This is a genomic window from Pseudomonas sp. S2_H10 (assembly GCF_054668285.1).
Genome location: NZ_CP162754.1, coordinates 112564 through 137423, shown reverse-complemented (window position 1 = coordinate 137423; position 24860 = coordinate 112564). Strand labels below are relative to the sequence as shown.

27 protein-coding genes are annotated in these 24860 nt (G+C 58.6%); 14 read left to right on the top strand and 13 right to left on the bottom strand.

What is annotated here, in order from left to right; translation table 11 throughout:
- Window positions 1-38 precede the first annotated feature (38 nt).
- Entirely contained in the window at window positions 39-1670 is a 1632-nt protein-coding gene (locus tag AB4O16_RS00540) for a multiheme c-type cytochrome (protein WP_460156712.1), read from the bottom strand.
- 376 nt (window positions 1671-2046) lie between these two features.
- Window positions 2047-2535 carry an Lrp/AsnC family transcriptional regulator gene (locus AB4O16_RS00535; RefSeq protein ID WP_460156711.1) on the bottom strand — a complete coding sequence of 163 codons (489 nt, stop codon included), beginning with the start codon at window positions 2533-2535 and terminating at the stop codon, window positions 2047-2049.
- 132 nt (window positions 2536-2667) lie between these two features.
- Between AB4O16_RS00535 and AB4O16_RS00530 the strand changes: the two genes are divergently transcribed.
- Window positions 2668-4113 (top strand): L-lactate permease, encoded by a 1446-nt coding sequence (locus AB4O16_RS00530; protein ID WP_460156710.1) that lies wholly within the window; start codon window positions 2668-2670, stop codon window positions 4111-4113.
- Between the two features lie 3 nt (window positions 4114-4116).
- Here AB4O16_RS00530 and AB4O16_RS00525 read toward each other — a convergent pair whose 3' ends face one another.
- From AB4O16_RS00525 to AB4O16_RS00505, 5 genes are all read right to left on the bottom strand, one after another.
- Window positions 4117-4575 (bottom strand): MarR family winged helix-turn-helix transcriptional regulator, encoded by a 459-nt coding sequence (locus tag AB4O16_RS00525; RefSeq protein ID WP_160388699.1) that lies wholly within the window; start codon window positions 4573-4575, stop codon window positions 4117-4119.
- A gap of 128 nt (window positions 4576-4703) precedes the next feature.
- A complete protein-coding gene (locus tag AB4O16_RS00520) occupies window positions 4704-5156 on the bottom strand; it encodes an Ohr family peroxiredoxin (RefSeq protein WP_460156709.1) in 453 nt (150 codons plus the stop codon).
- A gap of 78 nt (window positions 5157-5234) precedes the next feature.
- Window positions 5235-5675: an Ohr family peroxiredoxin gene (locus AB4O16_RS00515; protein WP_460156708.1), complete on the bottom strand. Its 441-nt coding sequence runs from the start codon at window positions 5673-5675 to the stop codon at window positions 5235-5237.
- A 397-nt stretch (window positions 5676-6072) separates the two neighbouring features.
- On the bottom strand, window positions 6073-7278 hold the full coding sequence (locus AB4O16_RS00510; protein ID WP_460156707.1) for an epoxide hydrolase family protein: 1206 nt from the start codon (window positions 7276-7278) through the stop codon (window positions 6073-6075).
- 268 nt (window positions 7279-7546) lie between these two features.
- A complete protein-coding gene (locus AB4O16_RS00505) occupies window positions 7547-7999 on the bottom strand; it encodes an Ohr family peroxiredoxin (protein WP_460156706.1) in 453 nt (150 codons plus the stop codon).
- Between the two features lie 377 nt (window positions 8000-8376).
- On the opposite strand from AB4O16_RS00505, the gene AB4O16_RS00500 reads away from it, so the two are divergent.
- Window positions 8377-9294: a LysR substrate-binding domain-containing protein gene (locus AB4O16_RS00500; protein WP_460156705.1), complete on the top strand. Its 918-nt coding sequence runs from the start codon at window positions 8377-8379 to the stop codon at window positions 9292-9294.
- A gap of 106 nt (window positions 9295-9400) precedes the next feature.
- Here the strand turns inward: AB4O16_RS00500 and AB4O16_RS00495 are convergent, their stop codons facing one another.
- Complete coding sequence (locus tag AB4O16_RS00495) at window positions 9401-10045, bottom strand: hypothetical protein (protein WP_460158105.1); 645 nt, start codon at window positions 10043-10045, stop codon at window positions 9401-9403.
- Window positions 10046-10778: 733 nt separating this feature from the next.
- On the opposite strand from AB4O16_RS00495, the gene AB4O16_RS00490 reads away from it, so the two are divergent.
- The gene (locus tag AB4O16_RS00490; RefSeq protein WP_460156704.1) at window positions 10779-12176 is read left to right on the top strand and encodes a DUF2252 domain-containing protein; all 1398 of its coding nucleotides are present in this window, start codon (window positions 10779-10781) and stop codon (window positions 12174-12176) included.
- Window positions 12177-12250: 74 nt separating this feature from the next.
- A complete protein-coding gene (locus AB4O16_RS00485; RefSeq protein ID WP_460156703.1) occupies window positions 12251-12448 on the top strand; it encodes a DMT family transporter in 198 nt (65 codons plus the stop codon).
- A 24-nt stretch (window positions 12449-12472) separates the two neighbouring features.
- On the opposite strand, the gene AB4O16_RS00480 is transcribed toward AB4O16_RS00485, so the two are convergent.
- Both AB4O16_RS00480 and AB4O16_RS00475 read right to left on the bottom strand, forming a co-directional pair.
- Window positions 12473-13168 carry a tRNA (adenine(22)-N(1))-methyltransferase gene (locus AB4O16_RS00480; protein ID WP_305989801.1) on the bottom strand — a complete coding sequence of 232 codons (696 nt, stop codon included), beginning with the start codon at window positions 13166-13168 and terminating at the stop codon, window positions 12473-12475.
- Window positions 13169-13279: 111 nt separating this feature from the next.
- Window positions 13280-14236 carry a threonine dehydratase gene (locus AB4O16_RS00475; RefSeq protein ID WP_460156702.1) on the bottom strand — a complete coding sequence of 319 codons (957 nt, stop codon included), beginning with the start codon at window positions 14234-14236 and terminating at the stop codon, window positions 13280-13282.
- A 95-nt stretch (window positions 14237-14331) separates the two neighbouring features.
- Between AB4O16_RS00475 and AB4O16_RS00470 the strand changes: the two genes are divergently transcribed.
- Window positions 14332-15147 (top strand): helix-turn-helix transcriptional regulator, encoded by an 816-nt coding sequence (locus tag AB4O16_RS00470; RefSeq protein WP_460158104.1) that lies wholly within the window; start codon window positions 14332-14334, stop codon window positions 15145-15147.
- 41 nt (window positions 15148-15188) lie between these two features.
- Here the strand turns inward: AB4O16_RS00470 and AB4O16_RS00465 are convergent, their stop codons facing one another.
- The 3 genes from AB4O16_RS00465 to AB4O16_RS00455 form a co-directional block, all read right to left on the bottom strand.
- Window positions 15189-15737: a cytochrome b gene (locus AB4O16_RS00465; protein WP_460156701.1), complete on the bottom strand. Its 549-nt coding sequence runs from the start codon at window positions 15735-15737 to the stop codon at window positions 15189-15191.
- 106 nt (window positions 15738-15843) lie between these two features.
- Entirely contained in the window at window positions 15844-16236 is a 393-nt protein-coding gene (locus tag AB4O16_RS00460; protein WP_160388692.1) for a GFA family protein, read from the bottom strand.
- A gap of 46 nt (window positions 16237-16282) precedes the next feature.
- Window positions 16283-17083 (bottom strand): transporter, encoded by an 801-nt coding sequence (locus tag AB4O16_RS00455; RefSeq protein WP_371925981.1) that lies wholly within the window; start codon window positions 17081-17083, stop codon window positions 16283-16285.
- 246 nt (window positions 17084-17329) lie between these two features.
- On the opposite strand from AB4O16_RS00455, the gene AB4O16_RS00450 reads away from it, so the two are divergent.
- From AB4O16_RS00450 to AB4O16_RS00410, 9 genes are all read left to right on the top strand, one after another.
- Window positions 17330-18010, top strand: coding sequence for a DUF3313 domain-containing protein (locus tag AB4O16_RS00450; RefSeq protein ID WP_160388690.1), 681 nt, complete (start codon window positions 17330-17332; stop codon window positions 18008-18010).
- Window positions 18011-18113: 103 nt separating this feature from the next.
- Window positions 18114-18575, top strand: a complete 462-nt coding sequence (locus AB4O16_RS00445) for a hypothetical protein (RefSeq protein ID WP_460156700.1) — start codon at window positions 18114-18116, stop codon at window positions 18573-18575.
- Between the two features lie 456 nt (window positions 18576-19031).
- Window positions 19032-19850, top strand: a complete 819-nt coding sequence (locus tag AB4O16_RS00440; RefSeq protein WP_460156699.1) for a winged helix-turn-helix domain-containing protein — start codon at window positions 19032-19034, stop codon at window positions 19848-19850.
- Window positions 19847-20329, top strand: a complete 483-nt coding sequence (locus AB4O16_RS00435; protein WP_160388687.1) for a hypothetical protein — start codon at window positions 19847-19849, stop codon at window positions 20327-20329. Before AB4O16_RS00440 ends, AB4O16_RS00435 begins: the two co-directional genes overlap by 4 nt.
- 147 nt (window positions 20330-20476) lie before the next feature.
- A complete protein-coding gene (locus AB4O16_RS00430; protein WP_371925979.1) occupies window positions 20477-20761 on the top strand; it encodes a hypothetical protein in 285 nt (94 codons plus the stop codon).
- Between the two features lie 132 nt (window positions 20762-20893).
- Entirely contained in the window at window positions 20894-21226 is a 333-nt protein-coding gene (locus AB4O16_RS00425) for a hypothetical protein (protein ID WP_460156698.1), read from the top strand.
- A 65-nt stretch (window positions 21227-21291) separates the two neighbouring features.
- Window positions 21292-22218 (top strand): helix-turn-helix domain-containing protein, encoded by a 927-nt coding sequence (locus AB4O16_RS00420; protein ID WP_460156697.1) that lies wholly within the window; start codon window positions 21292-21294, stop codon window positions 22216-22218.
- Window positions 22219-22451: 233 nt separating this feature from the next.
- Window positions 22452-24047, top strand: coding sequence for an EAL domain-containing protein (locus AB4O16_RS00415; RefSeq protein WP_460156696.1), 1596 nt, complete (start codon window positions 22452-22454; stop codon window positions 24045-24047).
- 70 nt (window positions 24048-24117) lie between these two features.
- On the top strand, window positions 24118-24618 hold the full coding sequence (locus AB4O16_RS00410; RefSeq protein WP_160388683.1) for an outer membrane beta-barrel protein: 501 nt from the start codon (window positions 24118-24120) through the stop codon (window positions 24616-24618).
- The last annotated feature ends 242 nt before the right edge of the window (window positions 24619-24860 follow it).

The following is a 24860-nucleotide window of genomic DNA, read 5'->3' as shown; positions in this document are numbered from 1 at the left end:
TAACAGGTGCGGTGGGTGATCGGGCGCACCCGCCACGCCTAAAAGTGCCGCGCATCCGCCCCCACGGCTGACAGGCTGGTCGCCAGGGGTACGCTCTGCGTGACCTTGGCCATCCGGGTGATTTCCACCTGCATCTGATCCTTGCCGAGCAGGTAGTCGGCCAGCTTCTGCGAAAACGGCCAGTAATTCAGTTCGGCAATCAATGTCAGCGGCCCTGTGGCATCGACCGGTACCAGGAAGGAAAACTCGCCGATCTCGTAGCCCTTGGGCAGGATGCGGTTGTCCGAGAGAATTTGCGTGGCGTTCCAGACCTCGACGTCCAACGGATTGCCGTCCTTGTCGCCGATGTGCACTTTGAAATTGCGCGTGTTGGCTTCGGTCTTGCCGTCCTTGATCGAGCCCAGGCGATAGAGTTCGTGGCCGCCGGCGTCGAGCACGCGGAAATCGATCCACATCTCCCGTCCCTCCGGAAAGCCGGTCGGCAGCTTGTGCCCGGCGCCGACATTGGAAACCTTGACCGCGATCGAGGTGTATTGCCCGGGAATGATGGCTGCCGGCAGTTGTTCGAACGTTATATCCCCTGCGCGCGCAAGCATGTCGCGCGCGCGTTGTGCGCCTTCTTCCTGCCCCAGATGCTTGAGCATCATCGCGTTGGCGCCGCTGAACCAGTGCGACGCGACCTCTTCGCGATCCGGCCCCATGATCGCGGCCTTGCCCTTGAAACCGGGCATGTGGCAGCTCTGGCAAGTGACATCGTTAAGGCTGTAGGTGCTCTCCTGCCATTCGTCATAGGTCCGCTCGACCGCCACACTGCTGAAGGGATGCGTGACGTTGTGGCAGGTGGCGCAAAAGTCCGAGCGCGTGTGCAGGGCCGAATACACGGTGTCGTGGTAAGGCGAAACGGCATCCTTGCGCGGCCCGAACTTGGTCGGCTTGCCGTGCGCCCGCGGGCTCAGCACGTAGGCGCCGTTATCCAGGCCGGTGCGGGAACTGATGTTGTGGCAGGTCTCGCAATCGACCCCGGGCATCGGATGATTCTTCGTGCTGTCCTCGATCGAGGAGCGGTTGACGTCGGAATTGATCTGCCCGGTCGTGAGACCGATCGGGGTATGGCAGCCGGTGCAGAAGTTGTCGACCCTGCCTTCGGTGGCCGCACTCGCGCGCTTGAGCAAGGCCCGATAGATGGGTTCATCCCAGGCCTGGGACATCATCGACGAGCGCCACTGTTTGTAGATTTCGGTATGGCAGGCGCCACAGACCTGGGCGTTGTCGAAGTCCTTCACATTCAACACCAGGTTGCCGGTGGTATTGGCCCGGTGCGGAAAGAACGGCATCCCGCCATTCACGTGAATGAGCCTGGAACGCGCCGGCTCCAGCCACTTCTCGTTGCTCTGGTTGTCATTGCCCTGGGGCTCGTCGGCCACCACCAGCGTTACCGTCAGCAGGCAGACCAGAAAGCACACCAGACGACGAGCGAGCGTTCTGCCCACCAGCAGGAACGGCAAGAACAACGCCGCCAGGGAAATGTTCAAGTCGACGAGAGCCAGCTTGACGACTGCCGGTATGTGGAAGGTTGCCATGTAGGTGCCCGTGCAGATCGTCCATAGAACAAACACGGCCGATAACCCAAGCAGCGTTGCCTTCGCACACGTACGTCCGGAGTGGCTCATAAGTTTTCCCCTGACCGGTGGCAGAGGATGACTGCAGCACTTGCATTGAGTATCCAAGGGCATCGGGTGATGCAAACCGATGGTTACGGGCAATCACTCAACCAGGTACCTGCAGCTCCTCAGCTTGCCGAATCTGCACCTTCGATGAACGGGACAAGCTCACTGAGCAATTACTCTGCCATCGATGTAACAAAATATGTGCGACGACCGGAATACCCCCGCAAACATTCATCAAGAGTTGCAGTGCCGAGCAATGCACGTGCGAATACGGTTGGGGAATGCCACCCCGCTTGTGGGGAAAATCACACCGGAATCGGGGGCGGTGTCAGACTAAAGGTAGATAGCGCCAACCTTGTGGGCGCTATTGCACCAGCGTTCAGCCTGACGTGCCCGGCACGGCCAGCCCGACCTTCACCCGGTCCAGCGCCACGATGGTCTTGAACCAGGTCACGTTGGCGTTTTCGGCGAACAGGCGCCGCGCCAACGCTTGGTATTCCTGCATGCTGGCGACAGTCAGCACCAGGACGAAGTCCACTTCGCCGGTGACGTAGTAGCACTGCTGAACTTCAGGCACCGCGAAGTGGGCCTTCATCGCTTCGAGTTCCGCGAGGCTAGTGCGCTCGGTCATCACTTCCACAATGATCGTGATCGGGCGCCCTACGGCGGTGGGATCGACGATGGCGATATTGCCCGTGATGACGCCCGTCTCTTGCATCCGCTTGATGCGACGCTGGACCGCGGCCGTGGAGAGATTGACCTGCTCGGCCATCAGGCGCAGCGGCAGGGTGTTGTCGCGCTGGACGAGGTCGAGGATGGCGCGGTCGAATTTATCCAGCGATTGAGATGCAGCGTCGTGTTTTAACATGATCGGTCCGCGAGAAATTTTCTCGAAAACTAGCAGAAAACTGCGACCCTTTATCCTGTCGTGAGAAATATTATCTTGCCAACGGTCTGCATTCGCAGCCTTGGAAGTGAACTCACACAGGAAATCCCTGGCATGCTCGCCCTGTTTCATCTCTCCCCTGTGCTGCTGGTCACGGCCATGCTTGTCGTGCTGCGCCGGCCACCCGTTCACGCCGCCATCGCCGGCACATTGCTGGTCGTGGTGCTTTGGCTCGCCGGCGCTGCCGACGCGTGGCACCCGGGCAGTATGCTGGCCGCCGCTAAGGATACGGCCGTGCTGTTCGCCAGTACGGCCTTCGTGATCGTTCCGGGCCTGGCCTTCGTGATTTACATCGAGCGCCTGGGCATCAACCTGGCGGTCAGCCAATGGGTGAACTCACTGGGCCTGCGGCGTGGCGACCAGGTTGTGTTCATCGTCCTCGGATTGGCCCCGTTGCTGGAAGCGATGACCGGCTTCGGTGTGTCGTTGATCGCGACAGTGCCCCTGCTGCTCAGCCTGTTCGAGCGCAGGGCCGCATTGCGCATTGCGCTGGCCGGCATGGCGATCATGCCGTGGGGAACGCTGGGGCTGGCATCGGTCATCGGCGCTTCGCTGGCTCACCTGGACGCCAGCGCGCTGGCTGCGACCTCGGCACTGACCAGCGCACCGGTGTTCCTGGCCCTCGGTGCGATGTCGCTGTTTCTGGCCGGTGTTCGTGAGTGGCGCGAATGGAGGACGCTGGGCGCTTGCTGGCTGCTGTTTGTCGGAGTGCTCTACAGTGCCAGTCGCTGGCTGGGGCCGGAAGTTGCCGGCGTTGCCGCGGGCCTGGTGACGGCCGCCGCCGTACTCTCTGTCGGGTTGTGGCGTTTGCGCCTCAGCGAGCGCGGTGCGGTGCACTGGCCGCGTCAGGCATGGCCCTATCTGGTGCTGATTGTCTGCATTGTCGCGCTGAAACTGCTGTGGACGTTCACCGCCTGGCAGGACCTCTGGGTCGTACAGGGCGCACAAGTCAGCTGGAAACCATTGGCCTCGCCCGGGCTGGCCCTGCTGTTGCTGCTGGCCGGGCTGGCGTTTTACACGCGAGACCGGACGGCCCCCGAGGTCAGCGTGCCTGCCGCGTTGGCCGCGCGCGCGAAGCGGCCGCTGTTGACCATTTTGTTCTTTCTGGCGATGTCGCAGATGATGGTGAAGGCAGGCTTCCTGGCGGGCTTGATGCAATTGCTCGCGGGGCTTTCGCCCAGCGCCGCGACATCGCTGGTGGCCCTGCTGGGCGCCCTGTCAGGCTACATGACCGGGTCGAATGTGGGCGGCAACGCGATTTTCATGCCCGCTATCGCCATGTTGCCCGAGTCCTCGCGCCTGTTGCTGGCAGCGGTACAGAACAGTTCGGCAGGCCACGCGGCACTGGGATCGCTGTCGATCGTCATGCTGATCCTGGGGCTGGCCAAAACCCAGGCCCGGGAAGAAAGCGAACTGGTGAGGTTTGGCTTCGCGCTGGTCTGTCTCAATACCGCGCTGGTTGCGTTGGGCGCAGTGTTGCTCGGTGGATGGCCTGGATAGCGCTTAGTCCCGGTCTTTCGTGGTGCGGATGAGATTACCGCGCAACTTCACGATGGCTTTTTGCATTTGCACGAAGTCGTCGGGATCCAGACCGGTTTGCGGGAAGCCGTCTTCACTCAGGCCTTCACGCAACTTTCGCCCCTCTGTCGTGAGATTGATCCGCACCTGGCGTTCGTCTTCCGGGTCGCGCTGGCGCAGCAGATACCCCATCGCTTCCAGCTTCTTGAGGATCGGCGTGAGGGTGTTGGATTCGAGGAACAGCTTTTCGCCGAGGCTGCCAACGGTCTGGTTGTCTTCCTCCCACAGCGCAACCAGGGTGATGTATTGCGTATAGGTCAGGCCGAGCCGTTCGAGCATCGGCTTGTAGGCCTTGCCGAACGCCAGGTTGGTGGAATAGACCGCAAAACACAGGAAGTCGGTGAGTTTGAGATCCAGGGCGGATGTCTTGTCGGTGTTTTTCATGGACGTTTCTCTTGGGTCAGTCGTGCCAGGCTGAGACTATACGTCGTACGCGATGATATCGGAAGTGCGTATAAACCCTGACGGCCAGCTCACCGGGAAAATCCCCGGTGAGCTGGCCGTGCAGTGGTTCATGCCGTCAGGACGTTGATGGCGACATCGATGTTGCCGCGCGTGGCCTTGGAGTACGGGCAGATTGCATCGGCGTTGTGCGCCAACTCGGTTGCCACGCCCTGCTCCAGCCCTGGCACGCGCAACGTCAGCCGGGCCTGGAGGAAGTACGCCGCGCCGGTCTGGCCCAGATCGACTTCAATGTCGACGGCCGTGTCGGTCGGCAGCGTCACCTTCATTTGCTGGGCGGCCAGCCCCACCGCTGCGATGTAGCAGGCCGACCACGCTCCGGCGAACAGTTGCTCGGCTTTCGGGTGCGGCTGCACGGCGGTCAGCACATGTGCCGGGGTGTCGCTGCCGGGTGACGACAGCACGATGTCGAGGTTGCCGTTATGCCCGCGCGACGTGGTGCCTGCACTGTTATGAGTGGTGTGGGTTTTGCCGCTGGCCAGTACTTTTTCGATCTTGCTCATGATGATTCCCTCAGAATTACAATTAGTTATGTACGTATGCGCTTGATTCGCATGCGATATTAGTGGTGCTTGCGGGCATCACGCCGTAATCACGTTCAGGGCAACGTCGATATTGCCGCGTGTGGCTTTGGAGTAAGGGCAAATGGAGTCGGCGATGTGCGCCAGTTCAGTCGCGACATCGTGCGCCAGCCCAGGCACTCGCAGGGTCAGTCGGGCCTGAAGGAAATAGGCCGCACCAGTCTGGCCCAGGTCCACTTCTATGTCGACGGCCATGTCCGCCGGCAACACGATGTTGCGCTCCCCCGCCACCAGCCCCACTGCCGCGGTGTAGCAGGCCGACCAGGCCCCGGCGAACAGTTGCTCGGCTTTCGGGTGCGGCTGGGTAGCGGTAAAGACGTGGGCTGGTTGGGTGGAACCCGGTGACGACAGTTCGATATCGAGGTTGCCGTCGTGACCGCCGAGAGCGCTGCGAGTGGTGTGGGTCTTGCCGGTTGCCAGTACTTTTTCGATCTTGCTCATGGTGATTTCCTCAGGGTTTAAAGTTCGTGCGATCGTATCGGATGCGATGTATGTGACATTAAAAAAACAACAGTGCTCAATGGGCCTGTGCAACGATCCAGTTGTTGCCGTTGTGGCCATGGGAAGCTTGAGCGGTAGCGATCAACATGGTGCGGCGGCTTCCGGTGTTCATGGCTGAATCTCCAAACGGCAAGGTTGTTTTTGTTTGTTGTCGCACTCGACTTGATCGCATGCGATGAATTAATATTCAACCAAAGCCCCAATGAAGTCAAAGATTATTTTATGCCTTGGCGATGAGCGGCAGTTCGAGGCTGACCTGGCTGCCCTCCTCCCCAATCCGCACCGCGCCGTCCTGATCTCCGCACACCGGGTATCAGGACGGCCCCGGGCCCGTCACTTAGCGCAGTGACTTGAACCCGGCACGGACTTCCTGCGAGAACAGCGCCGGCTGCTCCCACGCGGCAAAGTGTCCGCCCTTGGCTAACCGGTTGTAATGCACAAGCTTGGGATAGGCCTTGCGCGTCCAGCTTTGCGGCGCCGCATACAGTTCATCGGGAAACACGCTGACCGCCACCGGGATGTTGACGCCCTTGACGGCGAAGAAGGTCGACGTGTTCTCCCAATAGAGCCGAGCCGAGGACATGGCCGTATTGGTCAGCCAGAACAGCGTGATGTTGTCGAGGACGTCATCGGGCGTAAGGCCTTCCGCTTGTCCGTCAATGGAACGCGCGATCATCTCGTAACTTTTAGGGTCGTGATCGAGCATGAAGGCCGCCAGCCCCACGGGTGAGTCAGCGAGGCCTGTCAGCGACTGCGGCCTGTCCCCCATCATGATTGCGTAGCCAATATGCTTGTAGGTGTTGGCCAGTTGATCGGCCGCAAGTTTCTCTTCCCCGGACAGGTCGCCGGGTACCGGTTCGCCGCGAAACAATGCCGCATCCAGTTCAGGCGGGATGACGCCAGGCATGTTCGAATGAATACCGATCAGACCGGGTGGCGCCTTGACCGCCATGAGATCGACGACGATCGATCCCCAATCCCCTCCTTGCGCCCCATAGCGGGTGTATCCGAGACGCTTCATCAGTTCGATGTAGGCATCGGCGATACGATCCGGATTCCAGCCGGCGACGCTCGGTTTCTCCGAGAAGCCGTATCCCGGCATCGACGGAATCACCAGGCTGAACGCTTCGGCGGCATTGCCACCGTACGCGGTGGGATCGGTAAGAGGCCCGATGACTTTCATCAACTCGATGATCGACCCGGGCCATCCGTGCGCCATGAGCAATGGCAACGCATTCTCGTGTTTCGAGCGGACATGAATGAAATGGATATCCAGGCCGTCAATCTTGGTAATGAAGTTGGGAACGGCGTTGATTTTCGATTCAATCATTCGCCAGTCGTACTTATTTGCCCAGTGATCGGCCAGTTTCTGGATCGTTGCCAGTTGCACTCCTTGAGAGGAGTCGTCGACTGTTTCCTTGTCAGGCCATCGTGTGGCTTCTATGCGCCGACGCAACTCCGAAAGATCGGCCTCTTTGGCGATAAAACTAAACGGGCGTATTTCGGTGGAAGTACTATTTGTTGTTTTTAAAGTATCAGTCACAGCTTCAGTCCTGTTTGAAAAACCGAGTAACCCCAAGGGCGCGGCAGCACAAGTCAGTGCCGCCGCGCTACAAAACTTGCGCCTGGTCAGGGAAGGTAGTTTGATGCGTCCTGGCATACAGGCTCCCAAAGCGTGAAAGCACACGCAGAACCAATTCTTGATTGGCAGCCGCTATTGGTTAGAATTCTGCACAGAGCACTATCGACAACAATGATCTAGTGGGGTGCTGTCAAAACTTGCCCAAGTGCCAGAGCAACAGCAAGTTCAATCACGAAGTCTGAACATTCAGATAAACATCGATGTTGCCGCGCGTTGCCTTCGAATAGGGGCACATCTGGTCCGCCGCATGTGCGACAGTGCAAGCAACTTCATGAGGAAGACCTGGCAGGTGGACATTAAAGCCAGCCTGCAGGAGGTAGCCGTCGATGGTTTGTCCCAGGTCGATATCGATGTCGACGGATATGCCAGCAGGCAGTGTCACCTTCAACTCTTTGGCCGCCACGCCAAGCGCGGCGATATAGCAGGCCGACCATGCTCCGGCAAACAGTTGCTCGGCTGTCGGGTGCGGTTGGGTGGCGGTGAACACATGGGCCGGCCCGGCGGAACCGGGTGACGACAGTTCGATATCGAGTTTGCCGGTATTCCCCCGCGAGGTGTTGCCGCCGTTGCTCAGGGTGGTGTGAGACTTGCCGGTGGCCAGTACTTTTTCGATTTTGCTCATCGGTGATTCCTGGAGAATTTAACGAGAATCAGGTACAGAAAGGTTACATAACTGCCTGACAATGTTGATTTTATAGGTATGAAATAGATGGCGAATAGAACGGAAAAAACGATCACCTTCGACTTTTCCGTCATTGCGCAGCCCTTCACACCGCTCGTCGCCAGGACTCGGCATCGGCTTTGACATCATTGGGTCTTTGATTGAACATACATACATCGCGTGCGCTATAATCGCAGTCGAGTTAAAATCCACAACCCACTGCTCCACGCAAATAATCCAGGCCCCGAGGAAACATCCATGCGCAAAACAGAGGCAGCCCTGTCATTCCCGATCGACTTCACAACCCCGCTCGATAGCTACCGCAAAGGTGGTGGTTCATGAAGTTGATTCAGCTTCGGGCCTTCTGCTCAGTGGTCGACATGGGCAGCTTTCGTTCGGCGGCACGACAACTGAACTCGGCCCAGAGCACGCTGACAGACTCGATTCAAAGCCTGGAAAGAGAATTGGCCGTCACCTTGTTGGTGCGATCCGCTCAGGGCATCAGCCTTACCCAGGCCGGCAAGGTATTCCTGACCCGGGCACGCTCGATCGTCCTCGATTGCGATCGCGCGGTCCAGGATGTCCGGCAATGCAACGGGATGCACGAAGGCCAGATCGCCCTGGGTGTCTCGGCCGAACCACTGGGTGCGTGCCTGATGCCGGTCTTCAGCAGCTTTGCCGGCAGATTTCCCAAGGTGCAGTTACACGTGGCCAGCGGCAAGACGAAGATGCTGATCGAGATGATTCGCGCCGGTCGACTCGACTTCGTGATGTGCCCCCTCGCTCCCGATGTGGGCAATAGCGATCTGCAGATCGAACGTCTTTACAGCTCGACAGCCAGCATCATTGCGCGCAAGGGGCACCCTCTGGCGGATGCCCGCTCGTTGCACGAGTTGACCGATTGTCGGTGGATCAGCGTCCGGCCGGGCGGCGTTATCGGTAGTGCGGAGAACCACCTGATCGAGCTGTTCAGGGCTCAGGGCCTGCCCCCTCCGAACATTGCGATCACTGGCGAATCGCTGTTGGAGATCCTCCACCTGATTAGCGAGACGGATTGCCTGACCATCGAACCCGGCATGCTTCCCGGCATGAAGCTGTTTTCATCGTCGCTTGTCAGCCTGGCGATTCGCGAGCCGTTGGAGTCGTGCGAGGTGAGTCTGATCAGCCGTCGAGTCTCGCCAATGAGCCAGGTGACACAAGAACTGGCCAGCATGCTGATTTCCTACTCGCGCCTGCGTCACCGGGCCAGGGGATGAACGGACAACCATCGGCCGCACAAACAAAAACCCCCTCGCATGGAGGGGGTCCGATGTTTCAAAGGTGCAAACGGCTGGAGCCGTCCTTACCTGGACTGACGTCCGCTCATCGTGCAGGAATGCCGGCGAACAGCCAAGTCTCTTCGGCAGGTGCTGCCGCGCTGCGGCTGCGGGCCCACTGGGTCAGCGCCAACATCATTGCAAAGCCGAGCAGGATCAACACCGGATAGGCCATCAGCAACTCGGTGAGCGAGTATTTCCAGGCCAGCGGTCGACCGACTCCGAGCATGGCGGCATACAACCAGGACACGCCGGACAGTGCACCAGAGAACAGGGCAAACATGCGTACATTGACGTGGAGATCAATCAAGGAACCGGCCTTGAGCATTGCCGGCAATACATAGCGGTGCAACAACATGCCGTTGAATGTCAGCAACAAGACAATAATGACTTTGGCTTGCAGTTTAGGGTTGGCAAAGTAGGTCATTCCTTTATCAAGGTAATCAATACCTATGATCGCGGCGCCGGTAATCCACAAGAACAGCAACGCATTGGATACAGACTTCTGCAGACTGGCCATATGATCATTATCGTGCCCGGACGACACGCGGCCCTTCAACAAGTCCTTGACCATTGCAACATCGCTGGCAAACACCAGGCCAATGGCTACGCAACAAGCCAGCAAGTGTACGTATACAACTCCTAAACGCATGAACTCCATGGATTCTTTCTGGCCGAGAAGGCCGATCATTGTATTAATATCCACGATTACATCTCCACTTATTGCGGCAGTGTGAATTGACCATGCCCCAGGCACGCGAAATGATTAATCACGCCTGCACAATCAAACTCACATTGATTAAAGCAACTAGAATTAAAGCAACTAGAATAGTTGGGTATTACCCGTACAAGAGAGAGCGACTCGACCAGCGAGTCAGTGATGACAACATACTATCACTCCAGGTCTCAGGTAAAAAAAATCCCCATGAGCATTCCATTCAATGCAGATGAGGTATTCGTCCATTTTTTTTCTTGGTTACTAGGGAGTGCAGTGCGAAGCTCCAGGGATCCGCCTGCTGGTAGATCAGAGCCCAGCATATCCCGATCGTTCATTTTTCGAACAAAAACCTCGACAGACGGTACTCCATCCAAGCCCTCGCAAGCCCGGTTTCATTGGCCGAAACCGCCGTCCCATGGGGCTGAAACGTTTCATTTTTCAGGCCGAAAAAAATGCGGATTTCGCACGGAACTCACTCCGTCTGGCCTTGCAAAAGGCGAATTTTACCCCGCTCGCCGTCACGCCAAATCCATGCTGACAATCATGCTGGCAATACAGCATCCCACAACGGAACTGCTACGCTTGAACAACTGCTTCGACTCTTTCCGAAATACCCGTACAGGCGTGCCCTGAAGGCTGATGGAACAGTCGCATTACCAGATCCTGTGCCCGAGGGAGTCAACCTTCGTTGAGCAAAGGAGTGGACATGCCCCCCCGCAAAAGCAAGTCTGCCGACGACGGCACCGGTGACGAATCGGTTTTTCTCTCGCGCAAGGAACGCCTGTTCGCCGGTGAGCAACTACGCGAACGCCTGCCCCATGCCGCTCACTGCGAATGGAAACCGCCAGGCAAACACCGCGACCCTATCGAACTGCTCGAAGAATCCAACCGCTACCGGCTGCCCAACCTGGTGCCGTTGCGCTACGGGCGCATGTTGCGCAGCCCGTTCACCTTTCTGCGCGGTTCCGCGGGTTTGATGGCGCATGACCTGGCCACTACCCCGACCACTGGCATCGAGGTGCAGGCCTGCGGCGATTGCCACCTGATGAACTTCGGGCTGTTCGCCACACCTGAGCGCAATCTGATTTTCGACATCAACGATTTCGACGAAACCCTCCCAGCCCCCTGGGAATGGGATGTCAAACGCCTGGCCATCAGTTTTGTCGTGGCCGCGCGCGACAACCGGCTCAGCGACAAAGAGGCACGGGGCATTGCCATCAGATGCGTGTGTGCTTACCGCGAGGGCCTGCGCAAATTCTCGAAAATGGGCCCGCTGGATGTCTGGTATGACCGCCTCGATGCCCAGGCGATCATCGACATGGCGCCCAATGCGCAAATCAGGAAAATTCGTGAGCAACTGGTGGCAAAGGCGAAGTTGCGTTTGGGGGATTACCTCTACCCCAGGATCAGCAGCGAAGTCGGCGGGCGACGGCGCCTGATCGACCAACCGCCGGTGCTTTTTCATGTGTACGAAAAGGGCTTCAAGCAGCGGGTCCGTACCGCCTTGCGTGATTATCGTTTGTCGCTGTCCCATGAACGACGCGTGCTCTTCGATCGTTACCGGCTCGAAGACATTGCCGTCAAAGCGGTCGGCATCGGCAGCGTCGGCACCTATTGTTTCGTCGGCCTGTTCTTTTCTGCGGAAAACCACCCCCTGCTTCTGCAATTCAAGGAAGCCTGTCCCTCGGTACTGGCGCCCTATGCAGGCAACAGCGACTACGAAAACCAGGGGCAGCGCGTGGTCACGGGGCAGCGGTTGATGCAGTCCTCCAGCGACATCTTTCTGGGCTGGACACGCGGCAACAATGGCCGGCATTTCTTTGTGCGCCAGTTGCGCGACATGAAAATGTCAGCCCCTATCGAAGGCATTTCCGCGGCACGAATGAAGATGTACGCCGAGTGGTGCGGGCATACCCTGGCCCGTGCCCATGCCAAATCCGGGGATGCAGCGCTCATCAGTGGCTACCTGGGCAAGATGGACTCCTTCGACCAGGCCATCGGCAGGTTTTCCATCGCCTATGCCAATCAGAATGCGAAAGACCATGCCGCGCTGCTGGCGGCAGAAAAGTCAGGGCGGATCAACGCACTCAGGGAAGAGGAGTGACCAGGCCGATCCATCGACTTCAAAGGCCAATCCATTTGGTTACGGTCGGCGCTTGCCACTGCTCGAGTGCATCGATGAGCGAGCACGGATCGGTGTCGAAGATCAGCATGTCGCGGTGCTCGGCCTATGCCGTATGGACCGGCATCGGCGCGGTAGGCACGGCGATCCTGGGCATGGCCCTGCTCGGCGACTCCATGGCACCGCCGCGGATCCTTTGCATCGGGGTCATCGTGGCCGGCATCGTTGGCCTGAAACTGGTGTCGGCAAACTGAAGCGGCCTACCCTGCGCAACGGGCTCAAGCCAGCAACTGGTTGATCCACTGCACCTCACGCGCGAGGTCCTGCACCTTTTGCTCGGGCACGGCGCGTTGCGCCCCGGCAAACTGGCTCAGGGTCTTGTGCTTCTGGCGCAGCTTGCGCTGCCACTTGGACAGGAACGCCGGGCTGCGGGCCTGCATCTGCAAAGGACCGAAGTACAGCTCCTGGGCGGTGTAGATCACCGGCCCGGCGCGTTCGGCGACGATGATTTCGTAGTCGAAACGATTTTCCCGCAGCAGTTCCTCGCAGAGAATGCGATAGCCATTGTCCATCAGCCACAGACGCAGTGGCTGCTCGCCGCCGTTGGGTTGCAGGATCAGGCGTTCTTCACCGCTCAGGCAGGCCTTGCCGCTGTCGAGGATGTCGCGGATCGTTTCGCCGCCCATGCCGCAGATACTGATCGCGGTGATCCCGTCACCCGGCTCGATGGCTGCCAGGCCGTTGGCCAGGCGCACGGTGATTTGTTGATCCAGGTCGTTTTCGCGCACGGTGCGGTTGGCCGCGTGGAACGGTGTCAACGCCACCTCGCCGGCCACCGCTGCGGTAATGACGCCACGGCGCATCAACGCCACCGGCAGGTAGCCGTGATCCGAGCCGATATCGGCCAGGCGCGCACCGGCCGGCACATGTGCCGCCACACGCTCCAGGCGCATGGACAATGTCTGTTCGTTCAACTGCGGCCCCTTCTCACCACGAACGTCCGGCGCCTTTGGCCGGATCGGGGCGCGATTGTGTCGGGCAACGCCGTGCATTTCAAATTTATGCGACCAGGGTCATGGCGCTCCTTACGCAATCACGTGCGCATACACCGATCTGTCGACGTTGCCACCGGACAGGATCACCCCCACCTTTTTGCCGGACATGGCCTCACGCTCGGCAATCAGTGCCGCCAGCGCCGCGGCACCCGCCCCTTCGGCCAGGTTGTGGGTATCGGTGTAATACACGCGCATGGCCTCGGCGATCTGCGCGTCACTCACCGCTACAATCCGCGTCGCACCTTGCGAGTAGACGGCAAAGGCTTCAGGCACCGGCTTGCGTACGGCCAGTCCGTCGGCAAAGGTGTTTGCCGAGGCGGTTTCGCGCAGGGCGCCGGTGTCGAACGATAACTGCGCGGCCGCCGCCTCTGTGGAAACCACGCCCACCACCTGTGTTTTCAGGCCCAGCGCATCGCGGGCGGCGATCACGCCACAAATCCCCGATCCACAGCCAATCGGTACATAGACGGTGTCCAGGTCCGGCGCTGCGTTGAACAGCTCCAGTGCATAGGTGGCGACGCCCTTGACCAGCTCGGTGTGGAACGGCGGCACCAGGAACAGGTCGTGTACTTGCGCAAGGCGCGCCGCCTCTTCACGGGCCTCGTCGAAATCCCGGCCATACTCGACCACTTCAGCGCCAAAGCCGCGCATGGCGTTGTTCTTTTCCAGCGAGTTGCCTTGCGGCACCACGATCAACGCGCGCAAACCCACTGCGCCCGCCGCCAGCGCCAGGCTCTGGCCATGGTTGCCGCGGGTAGCGCTGACGATGCCCTTCACGCCCGGGTGCTCGCGCTTGAGCCAGTGCATGAAGGTGATACCGCCGCGCACTTTGAATGCACCGGTAGGCGTGTGATTTTCGTGCTTGACCCACACCGTGCAACCCAGGCGCCTGGCCAGCAACGGCCAGGCGTACTGGGCGGTGGCAGGCATTACCTGATAAACGTGGCGTGCGGCCTGTTCGATGTCGTCGCGAGTCAGTTTGTGCATGAGCGTCTCCCCGGGGATTTTGCCCAGTCTGGCCCCCGTGCAGTACCAGGGCTTTCAAAAAACCGACCTGACTTTTGCGCCCCCTCTTCATTACTATGGTGTTCATGAGCCATCGAAACCGCCTGCCATCCAAGCTTGTGCCCGAACCGGTCCGTCGCATCGAGGCCGGCCCCTGGGCGATAGAGTTGCTGCCCGGCCGCGCCTACGCGACCCGATATGTAGCACCACAGGCAGGCATCGGCTTTGCCTTCGACAGCCAGCGCGGCCTGCACGCGATCGGCAGCGACCGGGTCCATCCCTTCGATGCCATGCCCAACGGCCTGGCGTTTGTCCCCGCCGGCTGTGATGTGTTGTCCGAATCCGCCACAGGCGGTGAGTACCTGCGGGTGATACGCACCGACAGTGTGGCGTTGGTGGGGGATCGCGCCTTCAACAATCGCATCGATCCACAGGCCACCGCCCTCGCCTGGCGAATGCGCGCCGCGCTGTTGCACGCAGGCGTAGAGGACGATTGGGAGGCCTGGGCGCTGGCATTGTCCGAGCGCGCAACGGCTGGCGAAGCCGTGTCGACACCGCCCCATGGTTCGATAACCGGCAGCCGCATGCGCTTGCTCGACGAGTTCATCGACGCTGGCCTGGATGGCCCGCTGAGCGTTCCGGCGATGGCGGGCCTGCTTGGATTGTCCGAAGGTTATTTCATGCGGGCCTTCAAAAACGCCACCGGCAAAAGCCCCCATGGCTACCTGATCGACCGGCGCCTGGCCAAGGCCCGGGCCCTGATGCGCGACTCGACGGCGACCCTGGCGGAAATCGCCTACGCCTGCGGCTTCAATTCCCAGGCGCACATGGCGACCACCTTCAGGCAACGCCTTGGAGTGAGCCCGGCGCAGCTGCGTTCGAGGTTCGTTTAGCGCGGGCTCTGCGTGGCCCTGGCCTGGCGGCCACAGGACAATCAGTGCTTGCGTGCGGGCAGCATGCCCTTGAGCACATCATCCTTTTCAACGAAGTGATGCTTGAGGGCAACCAGCAGATGGCCGCCCACCAGGGCGCCACACACCCAGGCCGTGTAGGTATGCACCGCCTTGGCCAGATCGTACAGGCTCTCGTCGGGGGCGACGATGGGCGGCAGCATGAACAGCGACGCCACCATGATGGGTTTGTCGGCGACCGAGCTCCAGTACCAGCCGGACAACGGCAGCCCGATCAAGGCCACGGCATACAGCAGCACATGCCCGACCAGCGCGCCACGCTTCATGGTCCGGCTCATCGAGTCGGGTAGCGCCGGGGCCGGGTGACTCAAGCGCCAGGCGATACGCACGACGATGAGGAACAGCAGCGTGCTGGCCATCGACTTGTGCAAGTAGGTGAGCCCACGGTCAGCATTGAACTCGTCGCGCCAATGCGTCGCCAAAATCCCGATGATCCATGCAGCCAGCCAGATCAGGGCCATGCCCCAATGCAGCCACTTGGCTGTACCGGTGTAACTTCCTTGTTTAGTCATCCCGCTGTCCTCCTGCCATTTTTGAAGGCGGATTATCGCGACATGGCGTTATCGAAAAAACCGTGAAATGTTGCTTAAACACATCGATGTAGTCGATAGGTGCCCGCTAGTCCTCAAGGCGCCCCGTGGAGTCCCGATCGCCCTCGTAGCGTCGTTTAAAAGGAAACGCCGGCAACCACGCCTCGCGACGCACCATCCAGCTCTCGTAGGTGGGCGTCAGCTGGTCAGGGGCATCCAGGGATCCGAGGTTCACCTCGACTTCGTCTGCACTGCGCGCAAACACCGACGAACCGCAGTGCGGGCAGAAATGCCGGCCGGCATAGTCACGTGTTTCGCCTTCGACGGTCACGGCATCCTGATGAAATATCGCGGAGGCGTGAAACAGCGCGCCATGATGCTTGCGGCAATCGAGGCAGTGACAGACGCCAACCCGGAACGGGCGCCCCGATGCGACGATTCGCACCTTGCCGCACAGACAACCGCCGGTGAATCGGTCCATGCCGTGCCTCCTATTGATCATGCCGGGCGCATGACAACAACGCGCCTCAGCGCGGGAACAGTAAGGTCACTGCGGCGCGAAAGCCCCACCCTTGCGGGCCGTCTTCCGGGCTGTCGAGCCAGTAGCGCGGGCCGGCCTGCACCGTCAGCGGCTGGCCGCCGATCTTCAGCAGCTGGGTGACCGTCAGGTTGACGGGCACCGACCATTCCCGAGATTGCCAATTGTAAGTCGATTCGGTGTTGACCCCATAGGTCGTCAGGGTACTGGTGGTGTACGAGAGGAACGGCTGCAGGAAGGTCTCGTTGACCTTTTCCTTGTCGTCCGGCGGGCTGCCGTCCAGGCCCCAGATATGGTTGGCCAGAATGCCTCGGGTCCAGCCATTGGACTGCTTCAACGCCACCGCCGTCGGGCCCAGCCCCCATTGCTCGTTGCCGAGCAATTCGTCGCTGCCGGTGGGAATCAGCAACGCCGGGCCGGCGCCGAGTATCCAGCCACTCTCAGTGGGCTTGGTGGGCGAGAAGAAAAAACTCTGGGTGATATCGCCGGTGCCGGACTTGTCCGCCGCACCATCGGGGGCCAGGCCGTGCTGGTCGATGATCGGCAGAATGGTGCGGGAAATGAGATTCCAGTCCTCGTTCAGGGCGAACGGCAGCACGGGCTGGATATTGGTCACGCTGTGCATGCCCTCGCCGGTCGGCCCCATTTTCTGGTCCCAGTTGTATTGCACCGGCAGGCTGTACATCGCCGCGACCGGGTTGAGGGCCTTCTTCGCCAGTTCAGCAGAATCCTCGGCCTGAGCCAGCGGCATGAGACCCAACGCAACGACGACTGTCGACGCGGAGCCCATCCATCGTACTTTCACATCCATTCTCACTCACCTGTAGACACCAAAACCGGTGTTGCAAGGAGTTAGCGTAGGCAACTGTGATCGAAGTGCAACATGGCCCGGCCACTCGGCGGGCGTGTGTTTAACGGTTTTTGAGAGTTATTGATTCGGATTATTCCCCCGCCGCAGGCAGCATCCGGCCCGCATTGACCGGCGTGCAAGCACCTGTACCCGAATGACAACTTTAATCACTTGAGAAGCAAACACATGGGCATGTCGAATAAATGGATTGCGGGTATCGCATTGAGCTGTGTATTTCAGGTCGGCTGCGTCTCGAAAGTGGCGCAGCAAGAGCAATACTCGGGTTTCCTGGGCAACTACCAGGGCCTGGAGGAGCAAACTACGCCAAGTGAGCAGAAGGTCTTGCGCTGGGTGTCACCGGGGTTCGACCCTCGCGCGTATTCAACCGTGGTGTTCAGGCAGATGGAACTGTATCCGTCGCCGCAGCCGACCGCACGCGTCAGCCTGAAGACGCTGCAGGACCTGCAATTGATGGCCAGCAACAGCGTCAAGAGCGCCTTCGCCCATCGCTACGCGATCGTCCCTTATCCGCAGCTGGCGCCAACCGACTCACGGTCGCTGATCCTGCAAGCGGCGATCACCCACGTCAGCGCCAACAACGAAGGCATGCACTGGTATGAAGCCGTTCCCATCGGCGCCATTGTCGGGGCGACACAAGCAGCCACCGGGCATCGCGACCAGACTGCCGAGATGTACATCGAAGCCAACCTGATCGACGCGAAAACCGGTCTGCCGGTGGCCAAGGTCGTTCGCAAGGTGTTCGGCGCGACGCTCGACAATGCCCAGCAACCGGTGCTTGCCAGTGACTTCAAGGTCGCGCTCAAAGGCATGACGGACGATATGCAGGCCCTGCTCCTCAAGCGTTGATGCCCGGATAGACCCCATCGCATGCGCAACGGCGTGGGGTTTCGAACACATTTCTTCCCTGACAAACCGTCAGCCGTGCCCACGCCTGACGTGAGACCCGACGATGAAAATACTGGCCCATACCCTGGCGGTGCTGATGCTGTTGCCGAGCACCAGTGCCCTGGCGACGACGGTGGTTCCCCTCAAAGGTCAGACCTCCCAGACCAGCCAGCAGGACACCGGTACCTGCCAATCCCAGGCCAATGCACAACATCCGGTACAGAACAGCGTGCCATCCGGTGGCCGGGCAAAGGGCGCCGTCACCGGGGCCGTAGCCGGGGCGACCGCGGCAGAGGTCCGGGGCCGCCAACATGAACAGGTCTATGACCAGATCGACGACGACACCCGGCAAGACTATCGCCAGAACCAGGCACGCAGTACCGCGGCTGCCGGCGCCGTCGTCGGGGCTTCCAGGCAACGCCAGGCGCGCCGGCAGAATCTTGCTGCGAGCGAGCAAAGCGTCACCGCCAACAACTCGGTCTATAGCAGTTGCCTGCAACAACGTGGCTACGACGTTTTACCCTGATCAGCGGCGACAATGCCCCTCGACTGCCTCCCCGGGGGAACTGCAGGAGCCGGCTTGCCGGCGATGGACTCGAGTGCGCCGCGTTTATCCTGTTTACACGCGTTATCGTTAACGACCATCGCCAGCAAGCCGGCTCCTACAAGTGACCGCGTTTATCCGGTTCATACGGGTTATCGTTAACGGGTTGCACGCAAACTCGCCCGCCCGGGCTTGCAGTTTTCGGATAGCGCGGATAATCCATTGCACGCATTATTCATGCAGTCCAAATCAGGAACCATGGGTCATCCAGTAATGCTTTTCCTTTGTTTCAACCGATACCTCTGACAGGCAGGGCTGTTTTCCGCACTGCACGCTCCTGGCGCCTGGCCCCCTCTTCGTTCACCTCCCGGACCCGAATGTACCGAGCCAAATCCGGCCCCTATACTCAGGCCAGTACCGCCTGAACGGAAGATTTCTATGAGCTACACCTTCAAGTTGAAAAATGGCGCCGTGGCGGTGTTCGACCCGGACAGCGCCATGCTGACCATTACAACACCCCATGGAGATGTACAGAATTCCACGCTGGGCAGGGCTGAATCGCGACTGTTGGACCTGTTGCTCAAGGAGCCGGGAACCACTAAAAGCCGCGATGAAATCATCGACTACACCTGGAATGACCGCGTGGTTGCTTCCGGCAGTTTGAATCAAACCGTATTCTCGTTACGCAACATCCTCAATGACAGTCGCGATCACGAGATTCTGATGACTGTTCCGCGAAGAGGCTATTGCTTCAACCGCCATGCAGTAGTCGATGCGGCAGATAGACCGGCACCTTCAGAGGAAACTGCGCAGCCATCGGCGGCCATTCCCGAACAACTGGCGCCGACTGTTGGCGATGAGTCGCCAGCACCCTGCAGCACAACTGAAAAGTCCACCCGCATGACCAAAGCTCAACGGGTCGCCTATATCGTTACGCTGGCAGTCGCGGCTTTTACTGTTTTCCAATCCGGCCTCGACGCGCCAAAAGTTGAAATTTCCAGCATCGACAAGAATGGATTGGTCATTCATGCCGTCGGCAATGATATTGCCGAGGCACAAGCGTTGATGAACCTGTCGGCAAAACAATCCGAACAGTTGCCGCCAGACCTGAAAGGCCAGGTCTGGATCAACCTGTATAAAGCCAGCTATTCCGTTTCGTGCATCCGTCCGGACCTGAGCACTGCAAATCTACAGCTCAACAGCAGCGAAAGAGACCTTGCCTTGATGATTCGCCAATGCCTGGAAGTCACCCTATGAAGTTTGGAATTCCACAGGTCGTTCACTGGCCGATCATCGCCTTGATCAATGCGCTGTGCATTTTCTCCTTTGTTTACTCTCCTTCGCACTATATGGAAAACACCAGCTATCAGACAAAAACCCGACAGTGGCTGGAAGACCTCAATCAACTCAACACCGAAGAGTATTTGACTATCGGGCACGGCCGACTCACCGGGACCACGCTGGAAAGCCTGAACGAGAAGATCCGCAATGCCACCATCACGGCGAATATCATCGCGGAAAGCAAAACCCACGTTCAGATCAAGGTCAGCAACGTAAAGCTCAGCCAGGACAAAGAACTGTTTGCCATTGAAAAGACCCCTGACCTGTTCTTCAGGCGCCAATATGTCTTGCAAGAAGGCGCCATCCTCAACTACGAATTGATCCCGACCCAGAGTAAAGACGCCGTGTGTTTTTACGTACATGAACTGGGCCGCTTGCGCTGCATGAACCATTGATTGACTTGCCACCCGTTCGGCAGAGGCAGAAATAACGGTTATTGATTTGAATCAGATGGTGCCCCGGCAAAAAATCCCCCGCCAATAATAGCCGGAATCGAGCCTGCTTGATTCTGCCCGGGACAATGCCCTGCACAGGGGATTCAAGTGAACACAAACAATAAACCGAACACTTTCAGATTGCTGATGGCTTTATTCCTGCTCGCCCTGCCAGCTTATTCGTTAGCGTACGACGAGCGCAGCGTCGAAAGCACGACCATTGAATATTATGAAATCCAGACAAACCCGGATGACACGCAAAAACTGTCGCATCTGAAAATTCATAGCGAAAATGAGTATCACACCGACGAACAGGAGCCTGATTTCCCGCCCCCTGCCCCGGCACAAGGTGACTCCGGCAGCCGTTACACCAGCTCGCTCATCGTGCTTTGAGGCCCGACAAATATGAATTTTTGACTTCGGCAGGCGCAACCGCGCAGAGATTATTTGCAGACCAACCCGTGGCAGGAATACAGCTGATACCAGGACCTGCCCGAATAAACTGCAAGTAAGGAAGTCGCCCTGATGCTACTGAAAAACTTCGTCACCGTGTCGTTCGGTTTATTGCTTTCGCTCAAGGCCATGGCCGACGAGAAGGGAATCTACAGTGCAAAATTGAGTAGTGTCGAAACCAACAAGAAGGCCCCGGGTTCTGTGAAAAACGGCTATCAGGTAAAAACCGGTTATCGTATTGACGATTTTCATTCCTTTACCATTGCCGCCATAGACCCGATGAAACCCCAGTCGAAAATCTTCAGTTCGAAGATTGACCAGCGCAACGTACAGCAACTGAACGACTCGTCACCGGACAGCAAATACGCATTTTCGGCGGAGCTGGAACTAATCCGCGGACTCTGACAACCCTCTCGACGCGGACAGTCATTACTTGACTCCCATCCTTTAACAGCTGAGTTTTCAATTCCATGAGTATCGCACCGCCCGATGAAATCTTTCATTTGTCCACTGCCGTGCCAAGCCTATTGAATCGAACAATAGGCAAATGGGAAATGAGCCTGATCCCGACCGAACATGAGGCGCGCATTCGGCAACACAAGCTGTTTCACAGCCCGGAACTCCAGTGCAGCCGTCTTGAGTTCGACTCGTCCGTCACCCTGGTCAGTTCGGTCCCTGCAGGTTTCGTGACATTCGCCATCTCGCAGGCGCCGATTGGTCGCCCGGTGGTAAACAATCACAAACTGCAGCCCAACGAAATCATGGTACTGCTCAGCGATGAACAGGTGCATTACACCTGCGAGCCGAATGAAACAGTCTTCAGCATTACCACGACACTCGAGTTGTATGAGCAGTGCCGCCAACGTCACCCTGTCGTGGATGTACTTGCCAACAGGACACAACACAGCTTCCAGGCTGAAAACTTCCAGCTCGTACAGTCAGCCATTCAAGCCATCAGCGCTTCCTGCGTCGAAGTCAACGACTGTGCGTCCGCGGTACTTGTCTCTCTGCTGCAGTCGTTGACACCCGCTGGCAGCTGCAACCGGAAAGTCCCGACAAGAAGAAAGGTGGCGATACAGGCTATCGAGTACATTCACGAAAACACGAAAAAAACACTCAATATAAAGTCACTCGTCAGGCAGCTTGAAACCACCACTCGCACCCTGCACTTCGGCTTTATTGAAACCTTCGGAATGTCGCCGATCGCCTATATCAGAAACTTGCGACTGGCCAGTGCCCGTCGCGATCTGATCAACAACACGTGGCCCACCGTGACAGAAACCGCGATGTTCTGGAATTTTCACCATCTGGGGCGGTTTTCCAGGGCGTATCAGATTGCTTATGGAGAGACACCGTCAGAAACGGCAAGGCGTAACTCGGTCAAGCCCCGCAAATGATGATTAATGATTTTCGTTGATCAACGACAGCCCCCGACAATTGCTTGTTTTCCCACCCAAGGAGATAAGCATGCACCTTCGTATAAACACACTGCCGCTCAAGCAGAAGATCATCCTGTGCATGACCGCCTATGTCAGCGGCATTCTGTTGGCATGGGTCATTGACTGGTACTGAAGACGTTCAACCGCAGCAGCAAGGTGCACAGTGAAATAACGATACTCGGGGTCTTTCGATGGTTGCCGTCTATAAAGCGTTATCTGCCAGGCACGCAATCGCTGTATGCCTGATTGCCGCAGCGGGCTGGGCCGCATGGTGGTGTGCTGGCGCAATGGCTGAGTCGTTCATTGCACGCAAGTTGAACAATGTTTATACCGATCTGCGTGTGGCCCGAGTGGAGCCCAATGCGCAGATCGACAAGGCGCTGGAAAACCTCGGCGAGCTGGATCGCTCAGGTCAGGAATGCTCCGAGGAGCAATATTGGCGACTGGCCGAGCTGGTCAAAAACCTGCGGTTTGTTGATCAGGCGGCAATCCAGTTGCCCAATGGCAAGATCTGTTCCTCCTACGGACAAGAGCTCCCGTCGATACCGGCCGCGGACGAGAAGCGCAAGTTTTCCATTGGCAAGCGAACCTATTGGATCGATACCGGCCACGCCGTTTCTGCGGACGCCGACTTTATCATCGTGTCGGAACAGTCAACCTACGTATGGGCAAACAAGAAGGTCCTGCTCGACAACCTGAAGTTTCCCCAGGACCTGCAACTGGACCTCATCGGCCCCGGCGGCGCCATCCCCATTGCCTCTACTGGCGCCAGCCCCCTGAAGATGCTGAAGCCGTTCCATCTTGAAGATCTGGTCATTTCAGCAGACAAGGTTTTCATCGGTTTCCCGGGTAACCGCAATGAACTGATCGCGGTCATTTCGCTTCCGCTGAGCGAGCTGACAGGTCTCAGATTCAAATTATTCATCGGCCTTGCGTGCGTGTTCGCAGTACTGCTCTTGCTCGCAAGCTGTACTCAGCGGCATTACACCTCGACAGCCGTACGCCTTCGTCATGCCATAAAAGCCAACGTGCTGGGTGTTCACTATCAGCCTATCGTCAATTTGAACACGGGTTATCTGGAAGGCGCCGAAGCACTTTCCCACTGGGACCACAACGGCACCCCGGTGCCGGCGGACGTGTTCATTGCGCTGGCGGAGAAGTCCGACCTGATCTGCAAGCTGACGCACTCGGTGATTCGCCAGGTGGCGGAGGACTACAGCACTTACCTGTGGGCCTGCAAGGACTTCTACATTACGGTCAATCTGTCCGCCCGGGATATTCAGGACCCGACCTTCCCTGACTTCGTCGCCGGCCTGCTCGCCACTTATCGCATGCCTGCGCGCGCCATGACCTTTGAAATCACCGAAAGAACCTTGCTCGATCAGCAGTCCGCCGCCATGCAATTGCGCAGGCTGCGTGCCAGCGGTCATCGCATAGCCGTGGACGACTTCGGCATCGGCTATTGCAACCTGTCGCTGCTGGACTCGGTGCCGTTCGACATTCTGAAAATAGATCGCTCATTCATCGCAGACGACAAGATCGCTGCCACGGATGCCTTGTGGCGCCACATTGCCCGGTTGGCCAGGTCGCTAAGGCTCAAGGTCGTGGCCGAGGGAGTCGAGCATCCGGAGCAATTGCCGCATCTGGTGTCGGAGGGCGTCGTATTGGCCCAGGGCTGGTTGTTCTGCAAGGCCCTGCCGGTGCAGGCGTTGGCCAGACGCTACTTTCAATGCCCGGCCAACATCCCGCCTGGCGCCGCAAAAATATCAATCAATGACTTCTATTAGCCCCCCGAGGTCCCTCAAATGCTCGCCGAACCCTAACACCTGACAAACCTGTACAAGGACTCCACCACACATGCTACTTCGAAACCTTGGCTTCGCTTCATTGCTATCGCTGCTGTCTTTTCAGGCGCTCGCCGATGACAAAGGTTTATATCTTGGGGCCGGCGTCAGCAACATCCAGGCAGACGAGTCCAGGCTGGACGACGATGACACCAGCTACAAGGTCTATGCAGGGTATCGCGTCAACAGCTACCTGGCCTTCGAGGGTGCCTACGTCGATCTCGGTCAATTCAAGGACAAGAATGTCGATTTCGACGGCAAGTCGGCCCAGGCTGCCGCTCATGTCGGCTTTCCCCTGGGTGACCGGTTGCGGCTATTCGGCAGTGTCGGCGCACACGCCTGGGACGCCGACGGCAATGCGACCGACGACGATACCGGGGTTGACCTGACCTACGGCGTCGGCGTGGAGCTCGATGTCTTTCGCAACATCGGCGTGCGCGCGGAATACGAAGTCCTTGAGGTTGGCGAGATCAACCTGAACCAGACGACCGCATCGGCCTATATGCTCTTCTAATACCGCTACAACCGAGCGGCCTTGCCGGTCGCTCAACGCACCCTGCGCAACATCCCCCCGCCCTGCCTGCCCCCGCGCGATTCCAAAAAGCCACCAACACCAAATTCCCGGAGCCCTTCCCGGGAATTTCAAAAGCTTCGCTAACACACTGGAAAAGCTACAGAAACATCCTACGCTCACTCTGTCCAGTAGTGGGCTTGGTATCAATGGATTGGTTAACCGCGTAGTCAGAGGGCCTCACT

Excerpts from the sequence above, each read along its gene's own strand:
- AB4O16_RS00465 (WP_460156701.1), bottom strand. The coding sequence starts at position 15,737 with ATGACTAAACAAGGAAGTTACACCGGTACAGCCAAGTGGCTGCATTGG.
- AB4O16_RS00415 (WP_460156696.1), top strand. The coding sequence starts at position 22,452 with ATGGTTGCCGTCTATAAAGCGTTATCTGCCAGGCACGCAATCGCTGTA.
- AB4O16_RS00450 (WP_160388690.1), top strand. The coding sequence starts at position 17,330 with ATGGGCATGTCGAATAAATGGATTGCGGGTATCGCATTGAGCTGTGTA.
- AB4O16_RS00525 (WP_160388699.1), bottom strand. The coding sequence starts at position 4,575 with ATGAAAAACACCGACAAGACATCCGCCCTGGATCTCAAACTCACCGAC.
- AB4O16_RS00470 (WP_460158104.1), top strand. The coding sequence starts at position 14,332 with ATGGTGTTCATGAGCCATCGAAACCGCCTGCCATCCAAGCTTGTGCCC.
- AB4O16_RS00490 (WP_460156704.1), top strand. The coding sequence starts at position 10,779 with ATGCCCCCCCGCAAAAGCAAGTCTGCCGACGACGGCACCGGTGACGAA.
- AB4O16_RS00420 (WP_460156697.1), top strand. The coding sequence starts at position 21,292 with ATGAGTATCGCACCGCCCGATGAAATCTTTCATTTGTCCACTGCCGTG.
- AB4O16_RS00460 (WP_160388692.1), bottom strand. The coding sequence starts at position 16,236 with ATGGACCGATTCACCGGCGGTTGTCTGTGCGGCAAGGTGCGAATCGTC.
- AB4O16_RS00410 (WP_160388683.1), top strand. The coding sequence starts at position 24,118 with ATGCTACTTCGAAACCTTGGCTTCGCTTCATTGCTATCGCTGCTGTCT.
- AB4O16_RS00440 (WP_460156699.1), top strand. The coding sequence starts at position 19,032 with ATGAGCTACACCTTCAAGTTGAAAAATGGCGCCGTGGCGGTGTTCGAC.
- AB4O16_RS00520 (WP_460156709.1), bottom strand. The coding sequence starts at position 5,156 with ATGAGCAAGATCGAAAAAGTACTGGCCAGCGGCAAAACCCACACCACT.
- AB4O16_RS00495 (WP_460158105.1), bottom strand. The coding sequence starts at position 10,045 with ATGATCGGCCTTCTCGGCCAGAAAGAATCCATGGAGTTCATGCGTTTA.
- AB4O16_RS00455 (WP_371925981.1), bottom strand. The coding sequence starts at position 17,083 with ATGGGCTCCGCGTCGACAGTCGTCGTTGCGTTGGGTCTCATGCCGCTG.
- AB4O16_RS00540 (WP_460156712.1), bottom strand. The coding sequence starts at position 1,670 with ATGAGCCACTCCGGACGTACGTGTGCGAAGGCAACGCTGCTTGGGTTA.
- AB4O16_RS00445 (WP_460156700.1), top strand. The coding sequence starts at position 18,114 with ATGAAAATACTGGCCCATACCCTGGCGGTGCTGATGCTGTTGCCGAGC.
- AB4O16_RS00475 (WP_460156702.1), bottom strand. The coding sequence starts at position 14,236 with ATGCACAAACTGACTCGCGACGACATCGAACAGGCCGCACGCCACGTT.
- AB4O16_RS00515 (WP_460156708.1), bottom strand. The coding sequence starts at position 5,675 with ATGAGCAAGATCGAAAAAGTACTGGCAACCGGCAAGACCCACACCACT.
- AB4O16_RS00500 (WP_460156705.1), top strand. The coding sequence starts at position 8,377 with ATGAAGTTGATTCAGCTTCGGGCCTTCTGCTCAGTGGTCGACATGGGC.
- AB4O16_RS00505 (WP_460156706.1), bottom strand. The coding sequence starts at position 7,999 with ATGAGCAAAATCGAAAAAGTACTGGCCACCGGCAAGTCTCACACCACC.
- AB4O16_RS00435 (WP_160388687.1), top strand. The coding sequence starts at position 19,847 with ATGAAGTTTGGAATTCCACAGGTCGTTCACTGGCCGATCATCGCCTTG.
- AB4O16_RS00530 (WP_460156710.1), top strand. The coding sequence starts at position 2,668 with ATGCTCGCCCTGTTTCATCTCTCCCCTGTGCTGCTGGTCACGGCCATG.
- AB4O16_RS00535 (WP_460156711.1), bottom strand. The coding sequence starts at position 2,535 with ATGTTAAAACACGACGCTGCATCTCAATCGCTGGATAAATTCGACCGC.
- AB4O16_RS00485 (WP_460156703.1), top strand. The coding sequence starts at position 12,251 with ATGAGCGAGCACGGATCGGTGTCGAAGATCAGCATGTCGCGGTGCTCG.
- AB4O16_RS00425 (WP_460156698.1), top strand. The coding sequence starts at position 20,894 with ATGCTACTGAAAAACTTCGTCACCGTGTCGTTCGGTTTATTGCTTTCG.